An 11,040-nucleotide genomic window follows, 5' to 3' on the forward strand; every position below is an offset into this window, starting at 1 on the left:
TTTTATTTTACTAATTAGATCATGGGTCATTTTAGATTCTATTGAAATCAATTCAAAAATTGACCACAAGTCTCTTATTCTATTGCAACTATGTTAACAGCCAATGGCTAATCTTCATAATCCGCATTTACCAAATCTATAACACTTTCTACCGTTGGTATTTTGGCTACTTTTACTTCTTTGAAATGTTCCCTGGCCGCTTTTGCAGTGGTTTCCCCTATACAATATGCAATTTTATCTGCCGAATTTTCTTGAAGATAACTTTCAACGTTAGACGGACTAAAAAACATAATACCCTTAACCTCTTTCGGAATTTTTTTACCGGACAATTTGGTTCTATATGCTTCTACTGCATGTACCGTAATGTTATTTTCTTCCAAGATTCTAGGTAAATCTTCCAAACTTAAATTTCCATGAAAATAGGTGACCTCGGTACCGTTTAAATATTCGACTAAATAGTTGGCCAAATCGGTAGCGTTGTTTTCAAAATGTGCATTAATGCCAAATTTCTTTTTAATTAGTCGGCGTGTTTTTCTTCCCACGCAATACATATTTTCAAATTTTAGCTCATCAACACTACTGCTGGTTAAAACAGCCTCTACTGCATTTTTGCTGGTAAATACTACGTTTTTGTGCGCTTTTTTTAAAACGATGGGAGAAATACGGTTGGGACTTATTTTTATAAAATCGTCTGAATCTGCATTTGCTGCTATATTAAGACGTAGCTGCTGTTCATTGGTCAATTTTTTAGTAGAAAAAACATTGATAGGGTTGCCTGCATTGGCTAATTGGGTCATTAGTCTTTTCCCGCCTCTTGCCAATATACTTTTTGCGCAATCAATTCCCAGATTTTGATGCTTTCCTAGAGGAGCGGTCAATTCCGCCTCTAACTTTTTACTTCCATCAACATTTAACAATACGCCTTTTAGCGTTACAATATTTTCTTTGTTGATATAGGATAACGCGCCGATCGGTGCGCTACAACCCCCTTCCAATTCCCTAAGAAATTCCCTTTCCAGGGTGACACAGATATCGGTTTCCTCATGGTTCAGTTGTGCACATGCTTCACGAACTTCATCATCCTCCTCCATGGCCACCACCATAATTGCTCCTTGGGCAGGTGCGGGCAACATCCAAGTTAGTCCTATGGTATTCTCTGGCTCCAAACCAATACGCTCCAAGCCTGCAGCGGCAAAAATGGCACCGTTCCATTCATTGTTGTACAACTTTTCTAAACGGCTGTTTACATTGCCCCTTAAATCTACAACGGTGTGTGTAGGGTATCTGTTAAGCCATTGTGCCTGTCTACGTAAACTACCGGTAGCGATAACGGCATCACGTGCGCCCAAAAACTCTTCATTGTCCTTAAATGCCATGATATCCATGTAATTGCCACGTTTTAAAACTGCGGCCTTTACGATACCTTGCGGTAGGGCAGTGGGTACATCTTTCATGGAGTGTACGGCAATATCAATATCGCCATTGATCATGGCAATATCCAATGTTTTGGTGAACACCCCCGTAATTCCTAATTCGTACAAGGGCTTATCCAAAATTAAATCTCCCGTAGATTTTACAGGAACTAATTTTACGGTATGTCCTAATGCTTGTAGTTGGTCTTTTACGGTATTTGCCTGCCATAGCGCTAACTCGCTATCTCGTGTGCCTAATCGTATTACTTTACTCATTTCTCGTCCAATTCTAATTGAAAAACTTTTTGGATAAATTCTAAACTTGAATTGGAATCTACCGAGTCATCTTTAAGATGATTTGCAAATTGTTTGGTTATTTTTTGAATGATTCTATTGGTTACGACATCTGCCTGATCTGCATTAAAATTGACCGTTTTTTTAGATTGATAGTCAAGTTCCTCATCTTTCATGGTCTTCAGCTTCTTCTTTAACGCTTTAATGACCGGAGCAAATTTTCTGGTTTCCAACCATTGGTTGAAATCGTGCATTACTTCTTCATTGATCGCTTCTGCTTCTGGAATGAACTGCTTTCTACGTTCCAAGGTTTCATCTGTCATTTGAGACAAATGATCTAAATGAATAACAGTGACATTATCCATGGAGGAGATGGCATCGTCCACATTTTTTGGAACGGATAAATCTAAAATCAATAATGGTTTTTTGGTATATATCAGTTCTTTGGTAATCGTAGGTTTTTGTGCCCCTGTGGCTACGACCAGAATATCCGATTTTCTAATTTCTGATTGTAGATCCCCATAATCCTTGACCATAAGGTTAAACTTACCGGCAATTTTCTCAGCTTTGCCTTTGGTTCTATTGATCAAGGTGATGTGCGGATTTTTTGTGTGCTTTATTAAATTTTCACACGTATTGCGTCCAATTTTACCTGTTCCAAAGAGTAAGATGTTCTTTTCCGAAACATGCTTTACGTTCTTAAGTATATACTGAACAGAGGCGAAAGCGACCGAGGTTGCCCCAGAAGAAATTTCCGTTTCATTCTTTATACGCTTGCTGGCCTGTATGATGTTGTTGCACAACCGTTCTATGAACGGATTGGCAATGCCCAGCTCCTTGGAACGCTTAAAACTTTGCTTTAGCTGACTTATTATTTCAAAGTCACCAAGAATTTGGCTGTCCAACCCTGTGCCCACTCTAAACAAATGATTAATGGCATCCTTGTTCTTATATACATATGCAACTTCTTGAAAAGCCTCTACCGTACCATTGGAATGGTCGCAAAGTAATTTGATAAGTTGAAAGGGGTGTTGGGCAAAACCGTGCAGTTCCGTTCTATTGCAGGTAGATGTGGCCAATAAGCCATCTATGCCCTGTTTTTTAGCTTCAATGAGTAATTTTTTTACAGCTACTTCATCTAGGCTAAATTTACCACGGGCTTCGGCATCGGCCTTTTTATAGTTAAGACCAATGGTATAAAAGGAGTTATGTTTAGAAATATGATAGTCCTTCATAAAGCGGATACAAAAGTATAGTCATCAATCGGATAAAAATAACGCTAGCGGTACAATTAGTAACGGATGCAGAATTTTTGGTCAAAAAATGATATTTATCAGTTAAATAGCTATAATTTTATACTGTTGAAGCCTTAATCATAATTTTTTATTTAGATGCTTTCTAAATAGATAATATATTTTTTTAGTACGATGAAAGAAAAAAATAACGCTCAAAGGTCATATGATGAAGTATTGATAGAAGATGGTTTGTATGTTCTTAAATTTCAGAATGAAGAGGATGTAAGTGTAGCCTATTCAAGGGAAATAAGTAAACGGTTCATACAATTTCATTTTTGTCTAAGAGGATGTGGTACCTTTTCATTTAACCAGGGCAGTTACAGTTTAAGTGTTACCGAGGAAAATTCCTTGCTGCTATACAATACGCAATTAGATCTTCCGCTAGATTTACGATTGGATCCAAAATCCGCCATGGTATCTGTGGTAATGACACTACGGAAATTTCATTCGCTCTTTACGGCAGAGGCAGATTATATTCCTTTTTTAAGTACGGACAACAAAGAGAAAAAATATTATGCACAGGAACCTTTTTCACCTTCAATAGCCGTAATTCTTAGTCAAATTATCAATTACAACCTGCATCCATCTATAAAAGCCTTGTACGTAAAGGGTAAAATTTATGAATTGATCGCACTATATTTTAATAAAAGCCCAAATGCGGATATTGAGCAGTGCCCGTATCTTGCGGATGAGGAAAATGTAAAGAAGATTAAAAAGGCCAAGGAAATTATATTGGCGAATATGGCAGAACCACCCACATTGGCGGAACTTGCCAGTGAAATAGGATTGAGCCTAAAACGATTAAAAGAAGGGTTCAAACAAATTTACGGGGATTCTGTTTATAGCTTTTTATTTGACCATAAAATGGAGTATGCCAAACGATTATTGGAAACGGGTCAATATAATGTAAACGAAATAGGCTTAAAAGTGGGCTATAGTACGGCTAGTCATTTTATAGCCGCTTTTAAAAAGAAATACAATACTACCCCAAAAAAGTATTTAAAGGCTTTAGTAGGTAATTAAACAGATGTTAATTAGGCCTAGCGACCATAATTCCGGTATTATTTTTAATCCCTTTTACATAGTCTGAAAGCGGTTTTTTGGAAATTTCGACCTGCATGGTCCCCGTAGAAGCATGTAATAGGTGAATTCTACCATCTGTTTCCCTTGTGGCAATTCCGGTATGGGTGACATCCAGACCATTAATTGAAGTAGCAAAAGCAATGATATCACCAGATTGTATCAAATGTTCGTTCTCAGCTATTTTATCTTGTGCTAACACACAAATAGCCTGATTGTTTAAAAAATTTTCCGAGTCCTTAATTTTTGAAAAATTAGTGTCATCTGCCAAAAACGGATATAGATCTCTGTGGGTACTCATAAAGTTGATGTTTTTGGTAATTTCTTCACCGCCAATTTCACCGGTAATATCTTTAATCAGTCCTTTTTCAGCATTGTTGGCAATCCATTCAGAAAAATAATGTAGGCGTGATGCATACCCGTCTAAAGCCCCATTTTTATAACGGATGGTTTCCAGATTTTTTAAATACGCCTCAAAAGAATTCTCTTGTTGCTTAAGCAACATGGAGAAAGCCAATACATTTTCTACAAAGGTGGTACAATCCAGACCTTGTAGGTTTACGACTAAGGTTTCCGTATCACCAATTTCCAATGTTTTGGCTACATACGGTGTTTTCATAAATGTTATGCCAACGCTAACCATGGTTGCGCCAAAATCACCTTGCAACAATTCGTCTATTTCAACTAGTTTATTCTCAACGGCTGCTCTGTCTTCTGGAGAGCAGGTGATTTGTTGGCATATTCCACTAGGAATTATGGTAAATATAAATAGGATGGATAGTAACTTTTTCATGCAGTAAACTTATGCATTATTGTCTTTTGTATCACCTTGCTCCATTTGAATTCTTGTACGTACAATACTCTCAGGATAATTTTCCTGTAAAAAGGTAATGAGCTTTTCACGTACAAGCACCCTTAAATCCCACGCCGTAGATGAATCCTTGGCACTCATTAGGGCTCTTATTTCCACACAGCTTTGCTTGCTATCCGTAACTTGCAGTACGTTGACTTCCTTGTCCCATAAGGGTGTGCTCTCAAGAATTTTTGTCAACTCTTTCCTAAGTTCATCAAAAGGCACCTTGTAGTCCGTATATAAAAAGACCGTTCCTAAAATATCAGATGAGGTTTTGGTCCAGTTTTGAAATGGCTTCTCTATAAAATATGGGGTAGGTACGATCAGCCTTCTTTTGTCCCAAATCTTTACAACTACATAGGTCAGGGTAATTTCCTCTATACGGCCCCATTCACCTTCAACAATTACCACATCATCCATTTTTATGGGTTGTGCAATAGCTATTTGAATACCGGCCAAAACGGTACCGATCATTTTTTGGGCAGAAAAACCTATTATAATACCCGCAACCCCTGCAGAGGCAAAAATACTGACCCCCAGCTCACGTATACTCTCAAAACTCATGAGCACGGCACCAATGGCCAAAATGATTATTGTAAAAATAAAAATACGTTCAAGAATATTAAATTGTGTATAGATCTTGCGTGCCTTGAGGTTATTTTCTGCCCGTACATCATAATTACTGATGATGACTTTTTTGACCATTTTCAATAAGTTGAGCATGAGCCATGTAATAGAAAAAATGAACAGGACCGTACTGGCTTTTTTAAACCAATACCCATGTTCCTCAAGTTGTAATAAGGTACGCAATGATTCTGACCGTATTAGAATGGAAATGAAGGTAAAAAATATAGGCCAGCTAATTTTTCTAAAGGTCCCTTCAGGTAACAGGTATTTAGGGTCCTTGCCAAATTTTCGCAAGAAATGTGAGATTAGCCAATAGGCCACCAATATAGCAATGAGCGATGCAAGGAACAGATAGAAATCATTTTTAGGAATTGTATCAAATATCGTATTCATATCAATCGTGTCTCTTTTCTGTAGGTAACATACTAATTTTTAATAGCACTAAAAATTATTTAAGGAGATATTGGCAGGCTTTATATGGGTATAGAAAAACTATTGCCTAAAATTAAAATATCATCGATCATCAAGTGTTATTTTTGCATTCAAATATAAAACGTAAGCTATGAAAGGAGTTTTATTGGTCAATTTAGGTTCACCGGATAGTCCTACCCCAAAAGATGTTAAGCCATATTTAGATGAATTTTTAATGGATGAGCGCGTCATAGATGCCCCTAAATGGCTGCGTACTATTTTGGTTAGAGGTATAATTTTACAGACCAGACCAAAAAAATCTGCAGAGGCCTATGCCAAAATATGGTGGGAAGAAGGGTCTCCTTTAATAGTGCTCTCAGAACGATTTACCAATAAATTAAAACAACATACACAAATGCCCGTTGCTTTGGGAATGCGATATGGAACAATGACCATAAAAAGTGCGCTGCAAGAGCTGAAGGATAAAGGCGTGGACGATGTGCTTTTGGTACCGTTATATCCCCACTATGCCATGTCAAGTTTTGAAACGGTCGTGGTAAAGGTGTTGGAGGATCAACAAAAGTTTTTTCCACAAATGTCCGTGACCACGTTACCGGCATTTTATAAAAATCCCGATTATATCCAAGCGCTATCGGAAAGTATCAAAGAAGGGTTGCAGGATTTTGATTATGACCATATATTATTTTCCTATCATGGTATACCAGAGCGCCATATTCGTAAGAGCGATCCAACAAGTTACCATTGCAAGATAGATGGTAGTTGCTGTAAAATCAATTCCGTAGCGCACAATACCTGTTATAGACATCAGGTCTATGATACTACCGAGATGGTCAAAGCTTATTTAGGATTGCCCGAAGAGCAGGTGAGTTCTTCGTTCCAATCCAGATTGGCGGGCGACCCTTGGCTAAAACCTTATACCGATTATGAATTTGAACGATTGGCAAAGGAAGGTAAAAAACGCTTGGCGGTTATAACACCTGCATTTGTGAGCGATTGTTTAGAGACTTTGGAGGAAATTGCCATGGAAGGCAAGGAGCAGTTTCTTGAAGCCGGAGGGGAAAATTATAAGCATATACCCTGTATGAACGATAATGATGCTTGGGTACAGGTTATGGCAAAATGGGTGAACGAGTGGGAGCGTACCGGTCTTTTGGCCGTTACACCAAGTACATAAACATAAAATTTAATTCTTAGAATATCACTGCTATGAAAATCGAAGAAATAGAATCTGCATTAGTACCGTTAAAAGAACAATTAAGGCAACACGAGCTATATACACAATTAACATCCATAGCCGATGTCCGTATTTTTATGGAGAACCATGTATATGCCGTTTGGGACTTTATGTCTTTATTAAAGGGACTTCAAAATCAATTGACATGTACCACCATACCTTGGAAACCGGTAGAAAACACCAATACAGCAAGGTTCATCAATGAAATAGTTGCCGAAGAAGAAAGTGATCAAAATGAAAAGGGACAATATAAAAGTCACTTTGAAATGTATACCGATGCCATGGAGGAGGTAGGTGCCAATACCTTACCTATTCGTGAGTTTTTGGAACAGGTATCAGGTATGGAACGCATTGAGGAAACAATAGATGCATTGCAAGAATCCCATGCCGTCAAAGACTTTTTGCAATTTACATTCCATGTCTTGAAAACCAATGAATCGCACAAAATTGCGGCTGCATTTACTTTTGGTAGAGAAGAATTGATACCGGATATGTTTTTAAAAATTATAGATCGCGCGGGAGAAGAAGCTTATCCTAAGTTGGGTTATTACCTGAAAAGACATATTGAATTGGATGGTGATGATCATGGACCATTATCATTAAAAATGATTCAGGAACTTTGTGGAGATGATGGGAAAAAATTCAAGGATGTATTGCAATATTCACAAAAGGCCTTACAACAGCGAATAAATTTATGGGATTTTATTGCTTCTAAAATCAAGGAGCAGTCTTTGGCCACCGTATAACCATCGCAATAATTAGCACAAAACCAAACTAGAATTGCACTATGGCAAACGTATCTTCAGATCAATTGGGATCGGATGCTATTTCAAAATTGCTGGTCAAACAGGCCGTACCTGCCAGTATTGGTATTTTGGTCATGTCACTAAATGTTTTGGTTGATTCAATCTTTGTTGGAAACTGGATCGGTTCCATAGCAATTGCGGCCATAAACGTTGTTTTGCCCGTTTCATTTTTTATAGGTGCATTAGGTATGGCCATTGGTATTGGCGGTGCCAGTATGATATCTAGGGCACTAGGGGCCAATAACAGGGAAAAGGCGTTAAGAACATTTGGAAATCAAATTTGCTTTACGCTTATGGTAACCGTGATCATGGTTACGGTTGGCCTTGCCTATGTAGATGAACTTATACCTGCTTTTGGCGGTAAGGGCTCTATTTTTGAAATGGCAAAAATCTATTATGTCATTGTATTGTATGGAGTGCCTTTATTGGCATTGAACATGATGGGTAATGCCGTAATTAGGGCAGAGGGTAAACCAAAATTTGCCATGATTGCCATGATAATACCATCAATTGGTAATTTATTGATGGATTTTATATTTATCAATGTATTGGATTATGGTATGCAAGGTGCTGCTTGGGCAACAACCATAAGTTATTTTTTATGCTTTAGTTATATTTTATATTTTTTTCTTTCCGGACATTCTGAGCTTAAATTATCGATAAGGCATTTAGGTTTTAATATTGCAGTTCTAAGGGAAATAAGTTCCTTGGGTTTTGTAACGCTTTCAAGACAGGCAGTGGTCAGTGTCATTTATCTTTTAATGAACAATATTCTTTTTGATTTGGGCGGGGAGGCAATGGTGGCAGTGTATGCGATCATAGGTCGTATGCTCATGTTTGCTTTATTTCCTGTTTTTGGTGTTACCCAAGGATTTTTACCCATTGCCGGCTATAATTATGGTGCCGCTAAATATGGCAGGGTCAAAGAATCCATTTATACGGCTATCAAGTATGCAGCCATACTGGCTACAGTGGTCTTTACGGGTCTAATGATTTTTCCTGAAGAAATTGCAGGTCTCTTTCTTAGTCACAGGCCCAATATGAGCGATGTTGAACTTGCTACCAACGCCTTTGTACTTGAGAACACACCGTCCGCTATGCGTTGGGTTTTTGCTGCGACTCCTATAATAGCTCTACAACTGATCGGGGCAGCTTATTTTCAGGCCATTGGTAAAGCCGTTCCGGCATTATTGCTTACCTTATGTAGACAGGGATTTTTCTTTATTCCCCTTATTCTCATATTGCCTAATTATTTAGGGGAATTGGGTGTTTGGATTTCCTTTCCAATTGCAGATGTGCTTGCTACGATCGTAACAGGTTATTTCTTAAAAAAAGAAATTGAAAAGAATTTGGTATAATTCAATGGTTAATCAAACCTTTAAAAACATCTTTCGTATGAAGCGTCAAAAACACTAATGATTGCAAATATGGTTTTTATTTTATCACAATTTATTGCGGTTGCTATATTTTTATTGGTATGGAAACTGAAGGAATTAATTTCCAATCAAAATACATATATAAAGCTGCTAAAGGAAGAAGTTCCTTTAGCAGCTAAATTCAGAAATTAGATTAGTTAGCGGGCCGCGCATGAAGTAACTCCATTCCTGTAGACGACCTTGGCTTAAAACCAGTCCAATCCTTTTCGTTAGAATTTTCCTGTAGCTCTAAATATTTGGAATTATCCTCGTTTTTAAGATGTTGTCCCAGAAAAGCGGTCACAAAATGTTGGTTGACATTGTTTAATTTTCGTTGGTCCCATGATGGTTCTGCATACCTGTAATACTCATCTATGTGCAGACCTGGTGCCAATGCTTCCGCTGGTGGTGGGTTAGGGGCTACATTATGTCTTGCATTCTGGTATGTCAATAGGTAGCGGTCGGTATTCACTGCACCCTCATATATTGCCTTTATACCATTTTCATAACCTGAGATATCGTCTTGGCTGCCGGCAATAAAAAAGGTTGGTTTTTTTAGTCCCGTTAATCCTTCCGCATCCCAAACGCCCCTTTCCATGCCCCAGGGTGCAAATGCCACTACAGCTTTTATTCTTTCATCCGTTAACTTTTTATATTCCTCGTTTTTTGCAGTGTTGACCGCAATGGCGGTACTGCCACCGGTCATCCCTGTAAAGAAACCAGCCAGTGCATCGCTATATCCTGCACCTCCTACATTTAAAACGCCGTAACCTCCCATAGAATACCCAATAATTCCTATGTTATTGGCATCTACTAAATTTTGCAACTTACTTTTTGAACCTTTGGAACCCAATTCTACCATTTGATCAATAACAAAACGTATATCCTTTGGTCTGTTCAATAGCGTACTTTGAAATGCGTTTGCATCTTTAAAAGTAGAATCCGTATGGTCAATTGCCGCAACAATATATCCTTTGGAAGCTAAATTTTCGGTCAGGTACGTCATGAGATATCGTGAGCCAACATATCCATGGGAAACAACAATAAGTGGATAATTGCCTTGGTCTGTCAATGGTTTGGCATCCCTATACGCCCTACCTTTGAAAGTAAATGGTGTCAAAGGTCTAAGGCTATCATTGGCAGTCCCCATTACTTCATTATATACCACGGTTTTTTCTTGTGGATTTACATTGGCAGGATACCAAACCTCTATAGTAATTGGCCGATCATATAAGGGGTCTTTGCCTTCCTTGGTATTTAAAATATCTACTTGGCCTTTGTTTACAAGATTTATGGTCTGTACACCTACTTTATATTTTCCCCTTGCACTAAGTTCTGGTGCATCGGGTAACGGGTCTCCATATAGAAATTCAGTTGTTTGTGCATTTGCCACTGGTAACTGTACTCCGTTGAAGAACAAAATCAATAATGCAATTGATGTTAAAAGTACTTTATATTTCATATTTCGTTAGTTTGTTTGTCTAAATATAGGAATACTTTAAATTTTAGATATTGTTTTTGAATAATGTTCAACCATTATCTTCAACTATGAATCTGTAATTTCTTATTTATGGGGTATAAGGGCGTTTTGT

At 37.8% G+C, this 11,040-nt stretch carries 9 protein-coding genes; 4 read left to right on the plus strand and 5 right to left on the minus strand.

Annotated features, from left to right (window positions below):
* Positions 1–107 precede the first annotated feature (107 nt).
* Both hemC and hemA read right to left on the minus strand, forming a co-directional pair.
* Positions 108–1,688, minus strand: coding sequence for a hydroxymethylbilane synthase (hemC, locus tag JM81_RS12610; RefSeq protein WP_144803922.1), 1,581 nt, complete (start codon positions 1,686–1,688; stop codon positions 108–110).
* Positions 1,685–2,941, minus strand: coding sequence for a glutamyl-tRNA reductase (gene hemA / locus JM81_RS12615; RefSeq protein ID WP_089258586.1), 1,257 nt, complete (start codon positions 2,939–2,941; stop codon positions 1,685–1,687). Before hemA ends, hemC begins: the two co-directional genes overlap by 4 nt.
* A 192-nt stretch (positions 2,942–3,133) precedes the next feature.
* Here hemA and JM81_RS12620 point away from each other — a divergent pair, with 192 nt between their 5' ends.
* Entirely contained in the window at positions 3,134–4,024 is an 891-nt protein-coding gene (locus tag JM81_RS12620; protein WP_089258588.1) for a helix-turn-helix domain-containing protein, read from the plus strand.
* 7 nt (positions 4,025–4,031) lie between these two features.
* Here JM81_RS12620 and JM81_RS12625 read toward each other — a convergent pair whose 3' ends face one another.
* Positions 4,032–4,874, minus strand: coding sequence for an N-acetylmuramoyl-L-alanine amidase-like domain-containing protein (locus JM81_RS12625; RefSeq protein WP_144803923.1), 843 nt, complete (start codon positions 4,872–4,874; stop codon positions 4,032–4,034).
* A 9-nt stretch (positions 4,875–4,883) separates the two neighbouring features.
* On the minus strand, positions 4,884–5,954 hold the full coding sequence (locus tag JM81_RS12630) for a mechanosensitive ion channel family protein (RefSeq protein WP_089258592.1): 1,071 nt from the start codon (positions 5,952–5,954) through the stop codon (positions 4,884–4,886).
* A gap of 169 nt (positions 5,955–6,123) precedes the next feature.
* Between JM81_RS12630 and hemH the strand changes: the two genes are divergently transcribed.
* The 3 genes from hemH to JM81_RS12645 are packed head-to-tail and all read left to right on the plus strand — an operon-like array spanning position 6,124 to position 9,391.
* A complete protein-coding gene (hemH, locus tag JM81_RS12635) occupies positions 6,124–7,167 on the plus strand; it encodes a ferrochelatase (RefSeq protein WP_144803924.1) in 1,044 nt (347 codons plus the stop codon).
* 32 nt (positions 7,168–7,199) lie between these two features.
* Positions 7,200–7,973 (plus strand): DUF3050 domain-containing protein, encoded by a 774-nt coding sequence (locus tag JM81_RS12640; protein WP_144803925.1) that lies wholly within the window; start codon positions 7,200–7,202, stop codon positions 7,971–7,973.
* 41 nt (positions 7,974–8,014) lie between these two features.
* On the plus strand, positions 8,015–9,391 hold the full coding sequence (locus tag JM81_RS12645) for an MATE family efflux transporter (RefSeq protein WP_144803927.1): 1,377 nt from the start codon (positions 8,015–8,017) through the stop codon (positions 9,389–9,391).
* 211 nt (positions 9,392–9,602) lie between these two features.
* On the opposite strand, the gene JM81_RS12650 is transcribed toward JM81_RS12645, so the two are convergent.
* On the minus strand, positions 9,603–10,910 hold the full coding sequence (locus JM81_RS12650) for an alpha/beta hydrolase family protein (RefSeq protein ID WP_144803929.1): 1,308 nt from the start codon (positions 10,908–10,910) through the stop codon (positions 9,603–9,605).
* Between the last annotated feature and the right edge of the window lie 130 nt (positions 10,911–11,040).

The sequence above is a fragment of the Maribacter sp. MAR_2009_72 genome (assembly GCF_007827235.1).
Lineage (GTDB): Bacteria > Bacteroidota > Bacteroidia > Flavobacteriales > Flavobacteriaceae > Maribacter > Maribacter sedimenticola.

Bases quoted from the DNA above. Each gene is read 5' to 3' on its own strand.
- hemC (WP_144803922.1), bottom strand. From the start codon at position 1,688: ATGAGTAAAGTAATACGATTAGGCACACGAGATAGCGAGTTAGCGCTA.
- hemA (WP_089258586.1), bottom strand. From the start codon at position 2,941: ATGAAGGACTATCATATTTCTAAACATAACTCCTTTTATACCATTGGT.
- JM81_RS12620 (WP_089258588.1), top strand. From the start codon at position 3,134: ATGAAAGAAAAAAATAACGCTCAAAGGTCATATGATGAAGTATTGATA.
- JM81_RS12625 (WP_144803923.1), bottom strand. From the start codon at position 4,874: ATGAAAAAGTTACTATCCATCCTATTTATATTTACCATAATTCCTAGT.
- JM81_RS12630 (WP_089258592.1), bottom strand. From the start codon at position 5,954: ATGAATACGATATTTGATACAATTCCTAAAAATGATTTCTATCTGTTC.
- hemH (WP_144803924.1), top strand. From the start codon at position 6,124: ATGAAAGGAGTTTTATTGGTCAATTTAGGTTCACCGGATAGTCCTACC.
- JM81_RS12640 (WP_144803925.1), top strand. From the start codon at position 7,200: ATGAAAATCGAAGAAATAGAATCTGCATTAGTACCGTTAAAAGAACAA.
- JM81_RS12645 (WP_144803927.1), top strand. From the start codon at position 8,015: ATGGCAAACGTATCTTCAGATCAATTGGGATCGGATGCTATTTCAAAA.
- JM81_RS12650 (WP_144803929.1), bottom strand. From the start codon at position 10,910: ATGAAATATAAAGTACTTTTAACATCAATTGCATTATTGATTTTGTTC.